The sequence below is a fragment of the Desulfotignum phosphitoxidans DSM 13687 genome (assembly GCF_000350545.1).
GTDB classification, from domain to species: Bacteria; Desulfobacterota; Desulfobacteria; order Desulfobacterales; family Desulfobacteraceae; genus Desulfotignum; species Desulfotignum phosphitoxidans.
The window spans coordinates 179,241-196,917 of record NZ_APJX01000002.1 but is presented as its reverse complement, the minus strand read 5'-3'; the positions used below and the strand labels follow the sequence as shown (position 1 = coordinate 196,917).

The following is a 17,677-nucleotide window of genomic DNA, read 5'->3' as shown; positions in this document are numbered from 1 at the left end:
GCCGGGTTATGCCTGGTCCAGAAAATCATCAATGTCCCGGGCCGACCACAGGGCCGGGTCTTTTTTTGACGGACCCGCCTTGGGGCCAAGCCTGTCATCTTTGCTGATCCGATCAAACAGCACATACACGGCAAACAGCACCAAGGGCCCCAGCAGGGTGTACAGCAGGATCACATCAACGGCTATCAGCGCGGACGGGGACATTTTTCACGCACTCCTCAATACAGTGTCGGGCATCAGAAATATTTGGTATTTTAACCCCTATTCCACAGATGTCAACCCGGGGAAAAAGCCATGACACCCAAATCCTTTTCCATTGTCAATATCCGCCCTGTGTATTAAAGCAGAAATGCCCTGTCAACCACAAAAGGCGGGCGGTGCTTCTGGTGGTCAGATCCGACCGAAAACTGCCGGATATGACCACCAGAAGCACAGGTGTTTCCTTGTGTGTCCTGCCTTTCAGAGATGGCACGTTCTTTGCTTTGTTATGCTGCTGTCAAATGGAAAAAACAATGAATGAAAAAACCAGATCACATGCTTGAAAATAAAGGGTTTACGGTTGACAACACAGGCATCATTATATTATATGCATGTGTATTGATCAATAAAAGTGTCCATTGCGGCATCTGCCGCAAATTTTAATTAATTAATTAAAGGAGAAAAAGAATGGCATTACAAGGATTTGTGGAAAGTGACTACCTGGCAGCCAAACTGGCCGCATTGCAGGCAGATTCAGCCACGGCCACAGACTGGGCCGGAAAGACCACAGCTCAGTTGAAAACATTCCTGGCCAATGTGGGCTTTACCCCTGAATCGCATTACCAGGCATATGGCTGGGCAGAAGGTCTGGCCCCCAATGACCTGTTCAATGCAGCAGAATACAAGCTGGCCAAAGCCACGGACATGTTCAACAAGGGTCTTGAGGAAGGCGGCACGGCCTATGCCACCGTTGCCGACGCCCTGGCAGCGTTTGAATCTGCCTGGGATTTTGATCCCTACCTGCATTATCTGCAATACGGATCTGCTGAGGGGATCAACCCGTCCAACGATTTTGACGAATCAGAATACCTGGCATCCAAGCTGGCGGATCTGAAAGCCGATGCCGCAACTGCCACGGAATGGGCCGATAAAACAGTTGACGATGTAAAAGCCGCGTTTGCCGCTGCCGGCCTGTCCGCTCTGGATCATTACCAGGCGTATGGTGAGGACGAAGGGATTGCGGTGACTGAAGTGCCTGCTGATGAAAAGGTTGCTGATGACGGCGGCGTTGAGGTTCCGGGTGAGACTTTCGCGCTCACTGCTGGTGCTGACAATTTTACTGGAACAGACGGCGATGACCTTTTCAATGCCAATCTTGAGATAAATCCGTCTTCCGGTGCTTTGGATGTTTTGACCCTGAGTAGTTTGGATCAGCTTGATGGCAAAGATGGCACCGATACATTGAAGTTTGTGACTGATGGTACGGCTCTCCCTGCTGCGGATATTTCGAATATAGAAATTCTCGATATCAACTCAACAGGCGCTGTTACTGCAGATGTCTCTGGAGCTACCATTTCCGGTGTAACCACAATTAAGGCAAAAGCCACTGGCGCAGCAGTCAACATTGACACAAAGGCTGACGTGACTTCCGTTACAGTAACTGGAACCGCTGCCGCGGTTGCTATTGACGATGCTGGTACGGCCGCCACTTCTGCTGACAAGATTGCTACTGTCAGCGTCACTGGCAACACCGGTGCTCTGACTATTGGGTCAGATGCCATCACCGCACTGACGTTGGCAAAAACCAACCAGAACGCAACAGTTACAGCCGCTGCGGGTACGCGTACAATGGACCTTACGCTTGACACTGTCACTGGCGGTACAATCATTGACAATACAGCCACTACTCTTAACGTCAACACGACAGGCGCTGCATCTACTGGTATGACCCTGAACGCTGCCGCAGCAACAAGTGTGACCATCAACGCTGATGAAAAACTGACAATAGCCGACGTCAAGGTTGCCGCAGCTAAAACTATTGCGATAAAAGGTGACTCAGCTGTCACCCTCAGTGCAGCCAGCACAGTCACTGCACTCACGTCTGTTACTGCTGCAGACTCCACTGGCGGTTTGACTATTACCCCCTCGCTGGGTACCGCCATAGCGTTCACCGGTGGTTCTGGTGCTGACAGCATTCGACTGGGTGCAACAACCAAAGCTATAACTATGGGCGCTGATGATGACCGCGTTCTGTTGGATGCGACTACTACAGCTCTTGGCACTGGAGGCAGCTTGGATGGTGGTGATGGTACCGCCGACGTTATCGCATTCGCTGACGCGGATGATGCCACTACCGCATCTGCAACAGCCACTTTTGAAGGTACTATTTCCAACTTCGAAGTGGTGGAACTGGCTGGTGCAGCTGGCGCTGGCGTAACTGTGGATCTGGCCAACTTGGATGACATCACAGAGGTTAAGATGTCTGCGGATGTTACACAAACCATTGCTGTAGACAACTTGGCCTCCGATGGTACTGTTTTTTATACTGCCGCCCAAGCTGGAGTGACGACCGTTACAGTGGACGGTGCAGCGGGAGGAGCCGCTGACTGGCTGAACATCAGTTTTGCTGGAAATGCAGCCTTCGCGAATGCGGGCATTACTGCTGCCAACGTTGAAAACCTTGCTATCGATACCTCCGATACTGATAAAGATACTACTGATGCTGACATTGCCTTTACTGTCACCACCCTGACTGCTGCGGATGCCAAGACTGTTAAGGTAACCGGTGATGCTGGTCTGACCTTAGGAACCTTCACCGCGACGACCGTGACCTCGTTTGATGCCTCCGGCATGACCACCAATGACAGCGATGGTGGCGTAAGCTGGACCACGGGTGCCCTGGCCGGTGCTGCAACCATCAACGGCTCTGACGGAGACGATACGTTTGTTTTCACTGCTGCGACTAAAGCTGTCACTGTTAACGGTGGTGCCGGCGATGACACCATCACTGGTGCAAACGCGCTTGCCAATGTGATCAACGCAGGTGCTGGAGATGATACCGTGACCATTGGTACCGGGAACGCTACCGTTGATTTGGGCGCAGGCGACGACACGCTGGTTGTTGGCTCAGTAGCTACCCAGACCAGCTCCATTACTTTGGGTGCGGGTAAAGACACCGTCGACATCAATGCAGTTCAAGGATCAGCCGGTGCCTACCTGACACTCCAAGATATAGCCGTCGATGACAAGATTGATGTGGCTGGTGTAATCAATGGAGCGATTGCCGGAGCAACGTTGGGTGATAAAACCACCCTTGGTGGCGCGGCTGGCTTTGCCAACTACATCGACGCGATCGCAGCTGGTGATGGCTCCGCTAACTCTGTCGATGGCTGGTTCCAGTTGAATGGGAACACTTATCTGGTCATTGACAACAGTGCAGCTGCAACCTTCCAGGATGGTGCTGACATTGTCGTGGAACTGGCCGGCACGATTGACCTGAGTGACACTACCCAAGCTGGTGGTGTTTACACCATTGTATAATCATCCTTGACAAGCATCAGCCCTCGTATAGGTGCCTGATGTGAAGCCGGTTCAACATCCCAGAAGCTGGTAGTGCAACGAAACTGCTGCTAACCAGATGTAATTCTTGGTGAGTTGAAACCCTTTAAACCTTAAACCCCATCCTTCACAAGTAAGAAGGATGGGGTTTTTTTCCCATGAGCAAAAAGCAAAAAGGGGACAGATTTATTTTCGCAAACTGGCCGTGGGGGGTGTGCTGTACATCAGTTACAACACCCTGCCCGGCTGGGCCGCTTTTGCCCCCATGCGGCATCTCATGACCGAACATTCCGAGATTATCGGGGCCGAAGGTTCCGGCATTGTCTCCCGCATTGATGGGGCCATTGAGTTTGCAGAAAAGCTGCTGGAGACCAACCCGCTGTTTTCAAGGGCCAATCCCCTGGTGGGGGACCGGATCAAAAAGATCAAGGACCAGAACCGCCATTATCTGGCCCATGAGTATTTCAACAAAGACTGGCATCCCATGCATTTTGCCACTATGGCAGACTGGCTTGAACCGGCCCGGCTCCAGTATGCCTGCTCCGCCCATTTTCCGGACCACATGGACGGCATCAATCTCACCGCAGACCAGCAGACATTTCTCAAGGAGATCATTGATCCCTTGTTCAGAGAAAGTGTCAGAGATTTCATGGTGAACCAGCAGTTCCGGCGGGATTACTGGGTAAAAGGCGCCAGGCACCTGTCTGCCCTGGACCAGGCCGAGGCCCTGCGCAGCCTGCGGGTGGTGCTGGTCAAACCCCGGGGGGATGTGTCCCTCAAGGTCACGGGCAGCCTGGGAGAAGCCACCATGAATGAAGGGGTGTATGTGCCGATCCTGGATCTGCTGTCCGACCACAAACCCCGGACCCTGGGGCAGATCGAGCAGGCCGTGAAGGAAAAGCAGATCACCTTTGCCCAGATCATGCAGGCAATGATGGTACTCACGGGGGCGGATTATGTGTGCCCGGCCCAGGAGGATGCCGTGATCAGCAAGGTGAAAAAAACCAGCCGGGCCTTGAACACCCATCTGATGCACAGCGCCCGGAGCAGCAGTGACATCAGCTTTCTGGCAAGTCCTGTGACCGGCGGCGGCATCCCCGTGGGCCGGTTTGAGCAGGTGTTTGCCCTGGCCGTGACCCAGGGGAAAAAACAGCCGGCAGAATGGGCAAAAGCGGTGTGGCAGGTACTGCAGGCCCAGGGGCAGAAGCTGGTGAAAGAGGGCAAGACCCTGGAGACGGATGAACAGAACCTGGCGGAGCTGACGGAAAAGGCAGAGGGGTTTGCTGAAAAACAGCTGCCGGTGCTTCGGGCGCTGGGGGTGATCTGATATATCCCTTGACTGAGAAAAGAGAAAAGGACAAGAAAAGGGGACAGATTTATTTTTCATTTAAAGGCCGGACCAATGTGTGGTAGCGTATGTTCATGCAAGGAAAAGCTTTTGTCATAAATCCCGATTGTCCCACTCACACTGGTAAAACCGGCTAATCGGTAACATCTGGGGGATATATTTTCGTGAATCAGCCGGAATCATCCGCGTTTACCAGGGCCTGTGAAAGGTCGTGGCACTGGATGTGTTTTTAAGGGTGCCACGAATCCTAAAGAGAATAATTGTATAGGGTTCCTGACACCCTTAGTCCGCTATGAGTCATTTTTTTCTGTGTGCAGTTCAAGCTACCCCAGGTCGGAAAAATTATTTATCTGTACGGTTCCATCGGGAAAGCTTGCCAGAATTTCCAATTTCCCTCCCATTGCCTCGATATGGCTGCGCAATGTGGAAATATACATGTCTGTTCGTTTTTCCATTTTTGCTATGGCAGGTTGTTGAATATGCAGGGCCTCAGCCAGTTTTTTCTGGGACAGACCACGGGCCTGGCGAAGTTCTTTCAAAGGCATTTCAGCCAACATGCCCTGTGCTTTTTTGTCAGCCAGGAACCTGGATTCCGGCGACATTTTTGCACGAAGCGCTTCAAATTTTTTAGCCATTTTTACCCTCTTCTCTTTTAAGTAGTGCCAGATGTTCATCATAAAGCCGGTCAGCAATTGGAATGTGAACATCGTACCAGCGGTTATCTCCGGTTTTGTCGCCGCCGATTAATAAAACCGCCTTTCGGCGGGGGTCAAAGGCATAAAGAGTACGTAACGGCCTGCCCTCATGCTGTGTACGCAACTCCCGCATGTGGTTGTGCTTCGACCCTTTGATCCCGCTGCTGTGTGGGAACCCCAGATTCGGTCCGAGTTCTTCAAGTAATCTCACTGACGCGGCAATGTCCACCTGCTCTTTTTCAGTAAGTGTATCCCACCAATTTCCGAACTCATCAGTATATTCCACATCCCAACTCATGGCCGAATTATATGATTGGAATGATATTCCGTCAAGGGAATAAACAGGGCAAAAAGGGGACAGATTTATTTTCGCAAACTGGCCGGGACCAAAAAGGGGACAGATTTATTTTTACTTTTTGTTCAACTATAGTTCTTCCATCTCCAGGTAGAGCCGGGCAGTTTTTCACCCGGCGCCCCCGCCCCCACAGATCCGGACGAGCGGATTTCCCGCATCCGGTTCCTCATGTTCACCGCTATCTTCGGAGTCGGTAATGGATATGCCTTTGCCGCCTTCCTTGAAATCGTTTTCAATTTCTTTGTCCCAAACTTCTCTTTCCAGTTTAGCAACCATTTAGTGTGGGTAAACGGTTTATAAACCCCATCTTCGAAAATCTTCCACAACGGGTTCGATCCCAGTGAGCATGCCTCTCCCGGCCCTGGTTAAAAAACGGTGACGGCCCTGACCATGAGAAAGCAAAGCCCTGCCCGGTGGCAGGCATCCACGTTTCCGGAGCGGTTCAGAAAAAAGATCTCCGTGGTGCATGATGGCATCGATACCAGGCAGCTCATTCCCTGGCCCGATGCCAGCATGACCCTGAACCACCAGATACAGGTCACCCGGAAGGACACGGTCACGGACCTGCTGGAAAACCCGGCGGAACGGCAGCGGCTGGGGAAAAACGCTTGAAACACACCTTGCCAGATACAGGTAAATTGCCTATAATATTTTACAAAATATCAGCAATAAACAAATGAGGTGCAGTTATGGGACAAATATTGGAACTGCCGGATCTGAATATACCGGAACAGGAGTTGAAAATAATCCTTGCAGTATCCCTGTTTCAACAGGGAATCGTTTCCTTGGGAAAGGCAGCGGAAATATCAGGGTATTCTCAGAGAACTTTTTCAGAGATACTGTTGAAAAAAGGACACAGTCCGATACAATATAGTGATCAGTATTTAGAAACAGACCTTTCCAATGCCTGATAATCAAAGAGCTATTGCTGATACTTCCGTATTAGCAGAAAAGGGGACAGATTTATTTTTTACATTTTAAATCGGCATTTACGATCCGCGTCGCAGGGCAAGGCCCTGGAGACGGATGAACAACCTGGCGGAGCTGACAAGCCAGGCAGAGGGGTTTGCTGAGAAGGTGCTGCCGGTGCTGCGGGCGCTGGGGGTGATTTAATACCCCAGCTTCTTGAGGATTTCTTTTATCCATTTGGCGGATTTGGCAATACTGCCATTTCCGCCAAATGGTCACGGATTACATCCCTGCCATGGCCGGGGTCAGGTTTTCCTTATTGTCGTTGTTGTGTGGGGTGGGCATTGGGTGACCCCGCTAACACATATCCCCCGGTTTTGGGCGCACCCTGAAATTTAATTTTTTCTTGTTCTCTCAGTTCTTTTAACCAGCGTTCCAATGTTCTTTGCGGCAAATTCAGGGCGGTTTTAATCTCCTTGGATTTTTTGCCTGGATTGGCTTTAATATAATTTAAAAGTCCGTTTACTCCGCCACTTACTCCGCCACTTACTCCGCCACTTACTCCGCCACTTGATTTTTCGGCAATTGGAAACAATGTGACTTTTGAGAAAAGGGGACAGATTCTATTTACCCATTATGCTAATCCTGGCATTTTGAGTAAAAGCGAAAAAGGGCAGATTGCGTGGGTGGATCAGATCGGAAAAATGAGAACGGCCAAAGGTCGTGGCACTGGATGTGTTTTTAAGGGTGCCACGAATCCTAAAGAGAATAATTGTATAGGGTTCCTGACACCCTTAGTCCGCTATGAGTCATTTTTTTCTGTGTGCAGTTCAAGCTACCCCAGGTCGGAAAAATTATTTATCTGTACGGTTCCATCGGGAAAGCTTGCCAGAATTTCCAATTTCCCTCCCATTGCCTCGATATGGCTGCGCAATGTGGAAATATACATGTCTGTTCGTTTTTCCATTTTTGCTATGGCAGGTTGTTGAATATGCAGGGCCTCAGCCAGTTTTTTCTGGGACAGACCACGGGCCTGGCCCAAGGTCAGAAGCTGGTGAAAGAGGGCAAAACCCTGGAAACGGATGAACAGAACCTGGCGGAGCTGACAAGCCAGGCAGAGGGGTTTGCTGAGAAGCTGCTGCCGGTGCTGCGGGGACCCGGTGTGGTTCCTTATAAATCAAAAACACACCGGGTAGAGTATTAAGGTAAATAGTTTCAGGATTCAAGATAAATCCTCATCTTACTACCGGTTGCATAAGCGTATCTTTTTAGACTTCGCAGACTCGGTAGAGAACTTCCGGATTCAAGCCGTGCCACGGATGATTGCGTTGTCCCCATTTTTTCAGCCAATTGCTTCTGGGTCAGGCCGGATTTGATTCTTGCCCTTATCAATTCTCTGGCCAATTGAAATTCCTCTTCCATACCAGCGAAAGCTTGCGCATATTCAGGATCTCCCACAAGCATTTCCCTGTGTTTTTCTTCTATGCTTTTACCCATTTTTTATCTCCTCGGCTCTTTTCAGAGCAATTCTCAATTCTTTGCGTGGCAGTTTGTTTGATTTTTTGATGAAACACCTGAGAATTATGATCTTTTTCCCGGTCGTTGTAATGTAAAGACTCCGTCCTTGTAAAGCTCTTAATTCCCAAATTTTATCCTGGATATGTTTGATGTACGGCATCCCGATATTGGGCAGACCGAATTCCCTGATCAAATTTGAGATATGAATTGTTTTTGCCCTGACTTCAGCCGGTAAACTTTCAAATTCCGCCTCTACTGTCTGATTCAAAAATTCTATTACCCAAGTTTTCATGAGAAACAATATATAGCATTTTTGCTATATCGTCAAGAATGTCCTGTGTGCGGGAAAGGAAAAAAGGGGACAGATTTATTTTTCATTTAAAGGCCGGAGCAATGTGTGGTAGCGTATGTTCATGCAAGGAAAAGCTTTTGTCATAATCCCGATTGTCCCGACATTGGTAAACCCGGCAGAGCGGCAACGGCTCGGGGATATATTTTCGTGAATTTGCCGGAATCAATAGCGTTTACCAGGGCGTGTGATCAAACCAGAGATTCACGCCAGCCGTGCGTTTTCGCCCCCTGCAGGACAATAAAATCGGTCAAAAAAACGCTATTTACCCATTATGCTAATCCTGGCTATCAGGAAACGGACTTGCCGCACCAGGCAGGTTGTGCATTTTAGTGGTGAAGGAGGGCAAGACCCTGGAGACGGATGAGGAGAACCTGGCGGAGTTGCCGAAAAAGGCACAGGGTTTGCTGAGAAGCCGGTGCCGGTTTGGGTGGGGAACCGCTGTGGGATCATTTCAGCTGTATTGCAATGATCCCTTTCGGCTACTCCGTGGATTCGGTTTCAGATGCCAGATCCTTCATGGCTTGTCTGAATTCTTCGATGTCTTTGCTCTCGATGGTGGATCGCAGAAGCCGCTTGAGCATCAATTTGTTGTTCAGGGCTTGAATCTGCTTCTTAATGTCTGCCGGAGTGTTGCTGCTGAACCTGGCATCCAGGGCTTCTAGTAACATCTCTCTGGCATTGAAGAGCTGGCCTAAATCCAGTCCTTCACTCCTGCCTTCAAGTCTTCCTTTTTCAATCCCGATTCTCTCGGCACTTGTAATATACGGCATTTTCTTTTCCTCCTCATATGCAATCAAATTTTGTGTAAACTTTTTGGTCAATTCATCGGGCAGCATCATCAGCCAGTCCACCAGGCGGTACAGATTCAGGATGTCTTTGGTGGATAACCCTTTTTCATACAGCGCCCTGGTGATGGTCCATTTCCAGGTGTATCGTTCCTGGGGGTTGTCTTTGGTGGCCTTGGTTTTTAAATGGGCTGCCGTGATTATGGCGAACGGGTTTGTTTGTTCCAGCAGACTGTCAATATTTTCAGCGTAATCCATGAGCTTCACCATGGGAAACTCAAAGTTGATTTTGCATCCCCATTGCTCCGAAGTGTAGGCATCCGGCCTCCAGGAATCGATTTCATCCGCCAGAATGGCCAGGCTGGTGACCGGCCGGTAACTTTTGTCAAAGATGCGGTAGTTGTAAATGTACATCCGCCTGGCAAAGTCCCGGTCCTTATCGCTCTGGACCTCGATGTGGATCATGACATGGAACGGTTCATCTTCAAGGGACCACACCTTGACAAGCTTGTCTGCATGCTTTCTGCCGATTTCCGCATCCCTGACCACCTGCTGCAATTCTTTGTCAAGAAATTGATACCCCCTGTCCCAGGCGATCCCGGCAGCGATGTCAGGGAAAAAGAACAGCATCAGTTCCTTGAAATACAATTCCATGCCCTCTTTCCAGGGGCTGTCATAATCGTCGGCTATGTTGTTTTCCAGGGTGTTCATAGCGATATTCTATACACGTTCCGGGGAAAATGCAAGATTCACAAAAAGGGGACCACAAAAAGGGGACAGATTTATTTTTTACATCCGGAGCACAGGCTCAATTATTGACGATATCCACAGTCCGATGTCCAAATACCCTTCTTTCATTCATCGCGTCTTAGGGCAAAACCCTGGAGACGGATGAGCAGAACATAGCGGAGCTGACAAGCCAGGCAGAGGGGTTTGCTGAGAAGCTGCTGCCGGTGATGCGGGCGCTGGGTATGATTTAATACCCCAGTTTCTTGAGGATTTCTTTTATTCTTTTGGCGGAAATATCGGATTGATCCAGTTTGGAATAAATCGTGACCAGAAATATTTTTCCCCTGGTTTTTACCATTTGGTTTTCCCTATCGAATGCTCGCTTTTTTGTATACGTTTTTGCGATGGCAGATGCAGAGAACCGTAACCATTTTATCAGATATTTTATACACCACGCGGTAATCTCCTACCCTGAGTTTCCAATAGCCTTTCAATGTCTTGCGTAGTGGCGTGCCGTACTCTTGTGGGGCAACCAAAATACGTTCTTCGATAGCTTTTTTGATGCGGGCACGGATGTCTTGATTGATCCGGGGCAAATCACTCGTTTTGACATCAGGATGGTATCTAATCCCAAATTTCGTCATGAGATACAGCCTTGTCAGGATCGAAAGTGTGTTCTCTTTCTTCCGCGATAAGTGCCAGGCCAAAATCTTCTCTGAGTGCCAGGGCTTCTCGGAGCAGATCCCTCATAACTAAGGACATTGAAGTGCCTTCATTCTCAGCCATTTGATTGATTGCTGAGTAAAGTCCTCTGTCCAAAACGATATTTATTTCCGGGTTATTGGATGACTTTTCTATATCCATGGTCAATCTCCTTAAGTAACTCCTTTGAGGTGCTTGTCAATTGATGCCGGGCTCCCGGCGGGTATATAATTTCTTCAGGTTTTATATGAATTAATATCATTTTTTGGAACTTCAGGCAACAATCAAAAGGCGAAAAGGCGGAAAAGGGGACACGGAAAAGGGGACAGATTTATTTTTTAATTTGAAGAAGGCCGATCCAAAGTGTGGTAGAAAAAAGAGGACAGATTACTTTTTGTTCAACAACAGTTCTTCCATAGTAAGGTCAGTATCTAAGCATCGGCTGGTTCATGGTCGATGCTCACTTTTTGGACGCCTATGAATTCACTGTGAATGGCCGGATCTTCTTCAATGCACATTTCAATTACGTCCCGCATATTGTGCATTAACTCCTCAATGCTTCGTCCCTGGGCATAACATCCTTCCAATGACGGAACCTCACCTACATAAAAACCATCTTCATCTTTTTCGATAACGACGTAAAATTCTTTTTTCATAGTTTGACCCGCCCGGATAGGTATTTTTAATTTTTATGATTGATATCTACTCAAATTTCATACATTTTTTTCAAATTTTTGGCAACAAGTATTTCAGTGGTATGATGTCCGGGGAAAAAGGGGACAGATTTATTTTTCATTTTGTGATAGTGTGAAATCATGCCAATATAAAAGCCCGAGTCATAATCCCCGATTGTCCCCATCACATCCTGCATGAGGCTATTGTGGATGGCGAGACCGCGCGGCTGGTTGATTTTTTCGATATAATATCTGGTGGGTTTTTTATGTTGGGTCTGCGGCTGTTATTTCTTTCAGGGTTTGTCTGAAGTCTGAGATGTCTTTGCTCTGGGTGGTGGTTCTTAGCATTATGCGTTTGCACATAACGGCCTGACAGACATCTCAATCTCTCCCCATTTCTCCTCTCTGGTTATTTTCAGATCATAAGCCTGCTGGAGGTTCATCCAGAATTCAGCCGAGGTTCCAAAAAATCTGCTCATGCGCAAAGCCGTATCCGAAGTGATCCTTCTTTTTTCATGAAGTATTTCTGTGATCCTGTTTGCAGGTACACCCAAGTTTTTTGCAAAAGCGGTGGCTGATAAATTCAAGCCTTCAAGCTCTTCTCTCAATATTTCTCCCGGATGAACCGGGGGCATTTTATTCTGCATGTTTTTCTCCTCAATGATAGTCTTCAATCCCCACCTCTTGAGGATTGTCTTGATACCATTTGAAACAAACGCGCCACTGCATGTTTATACTGATGCTGTATTCGCCTTTTCTGTTCCCTTTCAAAGCCTCAAAGCGATTTGAAGGCAAGGCCCTCAAGTCATTCAAAGAAGGGGGGCACAGTCCAGAATCTGAAGCCTCCTGATAGCCTGTCTTTGGAATCCGCTGAATTCTTTTACAAAATTTCCGTAAAAAAGGGCTTCTGTGTTTTTGTCTTTGAACGACTTGATCATAGTTTGAAAATATAACTTTCAGGCTGTTATGTCAAGCATAACGGAGAGAGAAAAGGGGACAGATTTATTTTTTTAATTTTAATCGGCATTTGCCGAATTTGGCAACGCTGCCATTTTCGGCAAATGGTCACGGATCATCTTGTTCCATATCCGAAGAAACACAAACCATAGACAATAGCAACAACCCCCTGCCCGGCTGAGATGCCTTTACCCAGGTAATGCAGGCAATGATGATGCTCACCGGGGCTGGGTCAGCAGTGAATATCGAGACGGCAATGCAAAAGACGAGGGGATTGCCCCCAAAAAAGTGCCTGCTATCATTTTTTGATTGCAAGAAGGGCGCGAGAATATTATAATACAAAACATGAACACAAAACATCGAAAGACACTGGCTGCCATCTTCAAAAATCCGACGAACGGAAATATGGAATGGAAAATGATCGAGGCCTTGTTTACTGCGTTGGGATGCCGAGTTATAGAAGGATCCGGCGGGTCAGGTGTCACTTTTGAAAAGGATGGAGTCAGGGCGTATTTTCATCGGCCTCATCCTGATAAGGCAGCCTTGAAATACAGGGTTAAAGATGCTCGTGATTTTTTAACCAGAATAGGAGAAGCGCCATGAAGGGAATGAATTATAAGGGCTATTTTGCCAAGGTAGAGTTTGATGCCGAAGACCGCATTTTTACCGGTCGGGTTATTGGTATCCGTGATGTAATTGGCTTTCACGGTGAATCTGTTGCCGAGCTTGAAACTGCTTTTGGCGAAGCAATCGATAATTACCTTGCCGCCTGCAAAAAACTGGGTCAGCAACCCAACAAAACATATTCCGGCAATCTTATGTTAAGAATTCCTGCAGAAATTCATGCCTCGGTAGCTGCAGCGGCAGAAGTCAGCGGTAAAAGTATTAATCAGTGGGCTGCAGGTGTGCTTGAAGAGGCCACCCACGCCCAATAGCAAAAAAGCAAAATCTGACCCCATCCACAAAGGAAATTTTTTCCATGACCTGGACATCCGGCTATGTGGCTGACATCGGCTATATCTATGAAAGTTTTAAGCTTAAAACTTAAAACTTTCATCAGCGATCCTGGCAGCGATGTCGGGGAAAAAGAGCAGCGTCAGTTCCTTGAAATACAAGGACCCACCAAGGTATCAATCAAGCGCTGCAAGAGAGGCTTCAGGCGCCTTGTCAAGAACTTTAAGCAGGGACCGGGCAGCCCCGGTCGGGCATCGTTTTCCCTGTTCCCAGTTGCGGATGGTGTCAACAGAAACACCGATGCGCAGGGAAAATTCCGTTTGGGTCAGACCCAGGCGTTTTCTTATACGGCGGGCATATCTTGCTGCATCCTGCATGGCTACTCTGTCATCAGCCTTTTTTTGCTGTGCTATTTCCTCTTCAGTGGTTGCATCCACACGGTCTGGATCGATACGTCCGATTGAAGCCAGGGACATAAGGCGGGGATCAATCGTCATGCGATGTTGTTTCATATTGTTTCACCTCCCTCTGGTTGGCTTTCCGAGCTGATATGATGCGAATTGCATTGTCACGTGGTGTGAATATGACCACAAACACACGTTCCTGGATTTTGCTTATCATCAGATAGCGGTTTTCTCCATAATCATATCTGTTATCTTTTATTACAATACGGTCAGGATCAAAAAATCCCTGTGCTGCATGGGCAAAGTCAAACCCGCGCTCTTCATAGCAGCGGTCACTCTTATCGGGGTCCCATTCAAATTCCATATCACAAATATAGTTCATTGGCCGACATATGGCAAGGCAAAAAAAGCAAAAAAGGGGACACAAAAAAATAGATCGTGACCAAAAATATTGTTTCCCTGGTTTTCAGATAATAAATACACCGATAGCCTGATCACTTTCCTTTCCGGATGTCGGTGTTTTGTATCCTCACTTTGAAAACAGCCAAGTTGGCACCGGGCAACAAAAAGGGGACAGATTTATTTTTCATTTTGTGATAGGGTGAGATCATGCCAAGAAAAGCCCGAGTCATAATTCCTGAATGTCCCCATCACATCGTTCAGAGGGGGCATAACAGGCAGGTGGTATTTGCATCAGATGCTGATTACCAGTATTATCTTGACACCCTTGTGGAGTGGAAGGAAAAACTGGGGTGCCAAATTTATGCCTTTTGCCTGATGACCAACCATGTTCATCTCATTATTAATCCTGGAAAGGATGTGACAACACTTTCACAGCTCATGAAACGTGTAAACGGCCGGCAGACAAGATATATCAATAAAATGGAAAAACGCACGGGAAGTTTATGGGAAGGCCGGTATAAGTCAAGCCCGATAAGTACAAAAGAATATCTTCTGTCCTGCAGCCGCTATATTGAATTAAATCCTGTAAGGGCGGGCATGGTCTCTCGACCTGAAGCTTATCCCTGGTCAAGTTATCAGAGCAAAGTGGGCATAAGGTCCTTGAAATGGCTGGATTATGATTCATGCTATATGGAACTGGACAGTTCCCGGGAGAATCGGGAAAAAAAATATGAGCAATGGGTGAATGCCGTCATTCCCCAGGGCGAATGGGAATTGATACGGGAATCGCTTCAACGGGGGCAGTTGACCGGCAGCAAAAAATTTGTCGACCAAATTGAAGAAAAATTAAACCAGCGTATTGAATTTCGAGGGCCGGGAAGGCCGAAGAAAAATAAAGAATAAATGTGACAGTTAAACGCACGGGTCTTTTACCTGAGTGGATATAAAATTATGAGCACCGGACATAAATAAATCTGCCTCCCCCTTTCTTCTCTATTTCTTAAAAATAAATCTGTCCCCTTTTTTTAAATCTGCCTCCCTCCCTTTCTTCGCCATTTCTCAAAAATAAATCTGTCCCCTTTTTTCTATTTCTTAAAAATAAATCTGTCCCCTTTTTTGTGTGGTCCAATTTGACCAAAGGTTGCATATGACCGTTTTTGTCTGATGGATGCGGTTTGCCTGAAAATATGATAAAGGGCAAATGTTCAAACAAATCAGAAGGATAAAAGCGCGATGCCGTCTTATGGAACTCTGGCACAAATATTGAACTATCAAGTGATACAGTCATCCGCCAGCCGGGAAACAATTATAATTTTTGTCACCAGATTAATGGTCAGAGAAAATAACCTTCCTTGTCTCGATTCGACGTTAATTTCGCAGAAAAAGATGCTTTCCGGCAACGATGGCTGAGAATTGTTCAGAACCGCATAATTATTTAAGGAGAAAAAACATGCCATTACCAGGATTTGATAAAGCCTATTATCTTCAGGCAAAATTGACGGCACTACAAACGACTCTTCCGGAGTGGGTGGGAAAGACAACCACTGATCTGGAAACACTTTTAACCAATCAGAATTTTACCGCAGAATCGCATTATCAGCTGTATGGTTACCAGGAAGGCCTAGCCCCTAACGCCTTTTTCAACGCTGACGAGTACACCCAGGCCAAGGCAGTTTCCATGTTCAACGCGGGCGGGTATTCAACCATCAGTGACGCCCGGGCCGCATTCGTTGCTGCCTGGACCGGAGACGTCTACAACCACTATCTCCAGTACGGCTCCCAGGAAGGGATCAATCCTTCCAACGCCTTTGATGAGTCTTCTTACTATGCTTCCAAACTCGCTGACCTGCAGGCCAATGCCGACACCAGCGCTGAATGGGCCACCAAAAGTGTCGCTGAATTAAAAGCATTCTTCAACGCTCAGGGTTTTTCTGCCTTGCACCATTATAACGTCTATGGAGCCGGCGAAGGGATTCCAGTGACTGAAGTCCCTGTCAGCGAGGCAGTGAACAGTGAAACCGATGAAATCGATGAAACCGATGAGACTGATGAGACAGGAGGAACGCCGGCCAAAGGCATGAATTTCCAACTCACCACCAATGATGACTCTTTCACCGGAGGTGCGGCGAATGATCATTTTTACGGCATTTATGATGGTGTTACTTTCCTTGCCCAGAATACGTTTAACAGTGGAGACATCCTCGATGGTGCCGGCGGTACGGATACCCTGCATATCAACCATTTTGAAGATGTGGCCATCGACCTGCCAGACACCCTTTGGACGGGTATTTCCGGGATCGAGAATATTGTGATGAGCACAACCGGCAGTGGCGCACACGACATTATCACGGGCACTAATTTCAATACCGCATTTGCTTCGGGCGGTGTTGATCTGTGGACGGCCACAACGGGTGCCGGTGCGATTACAATTGACATGGCCTCCTTTACCGGGACTGCCAAAGTGACAGCGGATTCCGCAGCAGGCGCGATCGTCCTTTCTGGTGTTAAATTCAGCCAGATCGATGTAACAACCACTGGATCAGGTGCGCAGACGATTACAAGTACGGGTGCGAGCGATGTCATCGTGAATGCAACCTCCAGTGAAGGTGCGACCTCTATTACAACGGGTGCGGGCGACGATACCATTGCCCTGCATGCGACATCTGCGGACGGGCTTAACACCATCACCGCGGGTGCGGGCGCAGATACCATCAACCTTTATGCCAATTTTGCATCCATAGACAAAATTGTACAGGCCGATGGTGACAGCATGGCCAGTACTGCCAATACCATCACAAGCAACATCGCAACAGGAGACACGATCACTTTTGGTAACGGCCTTGATATTGTCCGCAATTTTGGTGTAAACGATAATATTGACGTAGGCACTGGTGGTGCGGCTGTTTCAGGTCTTACAATGGATAAAGCGGACTTTGCCGCAACCACGACGATTTTTCTTTCCGGCACATACGCTGAGGACACCTTTACCATTGCCGCAGACGGCGGAGGCACGGACACACTGCTGCTTGATACCACGGCCGTGGATGACACAGACATTGCAACCGCTGATACCTGGATTTTGTTGTCTGGGGTCACCTCTGATGCGTTAAGTGCAGGATCGTTTGTGTAAGCTGGGCACGGCCCTTAAATTCCCTGGAGACATTGCTGCACAGATGGCCAGGGTGGACAAACCCGATGGCTTTGAGCCAAAAGCTGCCTAGACAACAGGGCCCACTATACCATTGATAATTTCAGGCAGATGTTTTATGGTGACGGCATAATAAAATTGTGGCCACAGGGGGAAAACCAGCGGTTATCAGATTTTCCCCCTTCATTTTTGCCACCTGATTATTACC

25 protein-coding genes are annotated in these 17,677 nt (G+C 47.9%); 9 read left to right on the top strand and 16 right to left on the bottom strand.

What is annotated here, in order from left to right; genetic code table 11:
• Positions 1 to 6: 6 nt before the first annotated feature.
• Complete coding sequence (locus tag DPO_RS05480) at positions 7 to 204, bottom strand: hypothetical protein (protein ID WP_006964757.1); 198 nt, start codon at positions 202 to 204, stop codon at positions 7 to 9.
• A gap of 462 nt (positions 205 to 666) precedes the next feature.
• Here DPO_RS05480 and DPO_RS05475 point away from each other — a divergent pair, with 462 nt between their 5' ends.
• Positions 667 to 3,519: a beta strand repeat-containing protein gene (locus tag DPO_RS05475; protein ID WP_006964756.1), complete on the top strand. Its 2,853-nt coding sequence runs from the start codon at positions 667 to 669 to the stop codon at positions 3,517 to 3,519.
• A gap of 160 nt (positions 3,520 to 3,679) precedes the next feature.
• On the top strand, positions 3,680 to 4,864 hold the full coding sequence (locus DPO_RS05470) for a methyltransferase regulatory domain-containing protein (RefSeq protein WP_006964755.1): 1,185 nt from the start codon (positions 3,680 to 3,682) through the stop codon (positions 4,862 to 4,864).
• 344 nt (positions 4,865 to 5,208) lie between these two features.
• On the opposite strand, the gene DPO_RS05465 is transcribed toward DPO_RS05470, so the two are convergent.
• Both DPO_RS05465 and DPO_RS05460 read right to left on the bottom strand, forming a co-directional pair.
• Positions 5,209 to 5,592: an XRE family transcriptional regulator gene (locus tag DPO_RS05465; protein WP_236609908.1), complete on the bottom strand. Its 384-nt coding sequence runs from the start codon at positions 5,590 to 5,592 to the stop codon at positions 5,209 to 5,211.
• Positions 5,513 to 5,866: a type II toxin-antitoxin system RelE/ParE family toxin gene (locus tag DPO_RS05460; RefSeq protein ID WP_236609907.1), complete on the bottom strand. Its 354-nt coding sequence runs from the start codon at positions 5,864 to 5,866 to the stop codon at positions 5,513 to 5,515. The genes DPO_RS05465 and DPO_RS05460 overlap by 80 nt, the downstream gene beginning before the upstream one ends.
• Positions 5,867 to 6,325: 459 nt before the next feature.
• Here DPO_RS05460 and DPO_RS05455 point away from each other — a divergent pair, with 459 nt between their 5' ends.
• Positions 6,326 to 6,547, top strand: coding sequence for a hypothetical protein (locus DPO_RS05455; RefSeq protein WP_006964751.1), 222 nt, complete (start codon positions 6,326 to 6,328; stop codon positions 6,545 to 6,547).
• A gap of 77 nt (positions 6,548 to 6,624) precedes the next feature.
• Complete coding sequence (locus tag DPO_RS26705; protein WP_006964750.1) at positions 6,625 to 6,846, top strand: UPF0175 family protein; 222 nt, start codon at positions 6,625 to 6,627, stop codon at positions 6,844 to 6,846.
• A gap of 314 nt (positions 6,847 to 7,160) precedes the next feature.
• On the opposite strand, the gene DPO_RS24460 is transcribed toward DPO_RS26705, so the two are convergent.
• Together DPO_RS24460 and DPO_RS05445 are read right to left on the bottom strand one after the other, a co-directional pair.
• Positions 7,161 to 7,439: a helix-turn-helix domain-containing protein gene (locus DPO_RS24460; protein ID WP_236609906.1), complete on the bottom strand. Its 279-nt coding sequence runs from the start codon at positions 7,437 to 7,439 to the stop codon at positions 7,161 to 7,163.
• A 240-nt stretch (positions 7,440 to 7,679) separates the two neighbouring features.
• Positions 7,680 to 7,886, bottom strand: coding sequence for an XRE family transcriptional regulator (locus DPO_RS05445; RefSeq protein ID WP_236609905.1), 207 nt, complete (start codon positions 7,884 to 7,886; stop codon positions 7,680 to 7,682).
• On the opposite strand from DPO_RS05445, the gene DPO_RS25790 reads away from it, so the two are divergent.
• Positions 7,836 to 8,048, top strand: coding sequence for a hypothetical protein (locus DPO_RS25790; protein ID WP_006964749.1), 213 nt, complete (start codon positions 7,836 to 7,838; stop codon positions 8,046 to 8,048). The two genes, DPO_RS05445 and DPO_RS25790, sit on opposite strands and share 51 nt — an antisense overlap.
• Before the next feature lie 11 nt (positions 8,049 to 8,059).
• Here DPO_RS25790 and DPO_RS05440 read toward each other — a convergent pair whose 3' ends face one another.
• From DPO_RS05440 to DPO_RS25995, 8 genes are all read right to left on the bottom strand, one after another.
• A complete protein-coding gene (locus tag DPO_RS05440; RefSeq protein ID WP_006964748.1) occupies positions 8,060 to 8,341 on the bottom strand; it encodes a helix-turn-helix domain-containing protein in 282 nt (93 codons plus the stop codon).
• Positions 8,334 to 8,654, bottom strand: a complete 321-nt coding sequence (locus tag DPO_RS26700) for a type II toxin-antitoxin system RelE/ParE family toxin (protein WP_006964747.1) — start codon at positions 8,652 to 8,654, stop codon at positions 8,334 to 8,336. The genes DPO_RS05440 and DPO_RS26700 overlap by 8 nt, the downstream gene beginning before the upstream one ends.
• 539 nt (positions 8,655 to 9,193) lie before the next feature.
• Positions 9,194 to 10,210 (bottom strand): RpnC/YadD family protein, encoded by a 1,017-nt coding sequence (locus DPO_RS05430; RefSeq protein WP_006964746.1) that lies wholly within the window; start codon positions 10,208 to 10,210, stop codon positions 9,194 to 9,196.
• 386 nt (positions 10,211 to 10,596) lie between these two features.
• A complete protein-coding gene (locus DPO_RS05425) occupies positions 10,597 to 10,872 on the bottom strand; it encodes a type II toxin-antitoxin system RelE family toxin (RefSeq protein ID WP_006964744.1) in 276 nt (91 codons plus the stop codon).
• Positions 10,853 to 11,092, bottom strand: coding sequence for a ribbon-helix-helix protein, CopG family (locus tag DPO_RS05420; protein WP_006964743.1), 240 nt, complete (start codon positions 11,090 to 11,092; stop codon positions 10,853 to 10,855). Before DPO_RS05420 ends, DPO_RS05425 begins: the two co-directional genes overlap by 20 nt.
• A 269-nt stretch (positions 11,093 to 11,361) precedes the next feature.
• Entirely contained in the window at positions 11,362 to 11,586 is a 225-nt protein-coding gene (locus DPO_RS05415) for a type II toxin-antitoxin system HicB family antitoxin (protein WP_006964742.1), read from the bottom strand.
• A gap of 365 nt (positions 11,587 to 11,951) precedes the next feature.
• On the bottom strand, positions 11,952 to 12,251 hold the full coding sequence (locus DPO_RS05410; RefSeq protein ID WP_006964741.1) for a HigA family addiction module antitoxin: 300 nt from the start codon (positions 12,249 to 12,251) through the stop codon (positions 11,952 to 11,954).
• A gap of 10 nt (positions 12,252 to 12,261) precedes the next feature.
• Entirely contained in the window at positions 12,262 to 12,375 is a 114-nt protein-coding gene (locus tag DPO_RS25995; protein WP_236609916.1) for a type II toxin-antitoxin system RelE/ParE family toxin, read from the bottom strand.
• A 531-nt stretch (positions 12,376 to 12,906) separates the two neighbouring features.
• Between DPO_RS25995 and DPO_RS05400 the strand changes: the two genes are divergently transcribed.
• Together DPO_RS05400 and DPO_RS05395 are read left to right on the top strand one after the other, a co-directional pair.
• Entirely contained in the window at positions 12,907 to 13,164 is a 258-nt protein-coding gene (locus DPO_RS05400; protein ID WP_040011591.1) for a type II toxin-antitoxin system HicA family toxin, read from the top strand.
• Positions 13,161 to 13,496: a type II toxin-antitoxin system HicB family antitoxin gene (locus tag DPO_RS05395; RefSeq protein ID WP_006964739.1), complete on the top strand. Its 336-nt coding sequence runs from the start codon at positions 13,161 to 13,163 to the stop codon at positions 13,494 to 13,496. The genes DPO_RS05400 and DPO_RS05395 overlap by 4 nt, the downstream gene beginning before the upstream one ends.
• Before the next feature lie 195 nt (positions 13,497 to 13,691).
• Here DPO_RS05395 and DPO_RS05390 read toward each other — a convergent pair whose 3' ends face one another.
• Both DPO_RS05390 and DPO_RS05385 read right to left on the bottom strand, forming a co-directional pair.
• Complete coding sequence (locus DPO_RS05390) at positions 13,692 to 14,027, bottom strand: helix-turn-helix domain-containing protein (protein ID WP_006964738.1); 336 nt, start codon at positions 14,025 to 14,027, stop codon at positions 13,692 to 13,694.
• A complete protein-coding gene (locus DPO_RS05385) occupies positions 14,002 to 14,283 on the bottom strand; it encodes a BrnT family toxin (protein WP_040011590.1) in 282 nt (93 codons plus the stop codon). Before DPO_RS05385 ends, DPO_RS05390 begins: the two co-directional genes overlap by 26 nt.
• Positions 14,284 to 14,528: 245 nt before the next feature.
• Here DPO_RS05385 and DPO_RS05380 point away from each other — a divergent pair, with 245 nt between their 5' ends.
• Positions 14,529 to 15,224 (top strand): REP-associated tyrosine transposase, encoded by a 696-nt coding sequence (locus tag DPO_RS05380; protein WP_006964736.1) that lies wholly within the window; start codon positions 14,529 to 14,531, stop codon positions 15,222 to 15,224.
• A 97-nt stretch (positions 15,225 to 15,321) separates the two neighbouring features.
• Here the strand turns inward: DPO_RS05380 and DPO_RS05375 are convergent, their stop codons facing one another.
• Positions 15,322 to 15,609, bottom strand: coding sequence for a hypothetical protein (locus tag DPO_RS05375; RefSeq protein WP_152427575.1), 288 nt, complete (start codon positions 15,607 to 15,609; stop codon positions 15,322 to 15,324).
• A gap of 162 nt (positions 15,610 to 15,771) precedes the next feature.
• Between DPO_RS05375 and DPO_RS05370 the strand changes: the two genes are divergently transcribed.
• Entirely contained in the window at positions 15,772 to 17,451 is a 1,680-nt protein-coding gene (locus tag DPO_RS05370; RefSeq protein ID WP_006964734.1) for a hypothetical protein, read from the top strand.
• Positions 17,452 to 17,677: the final 226 nt, after the last annotated feature.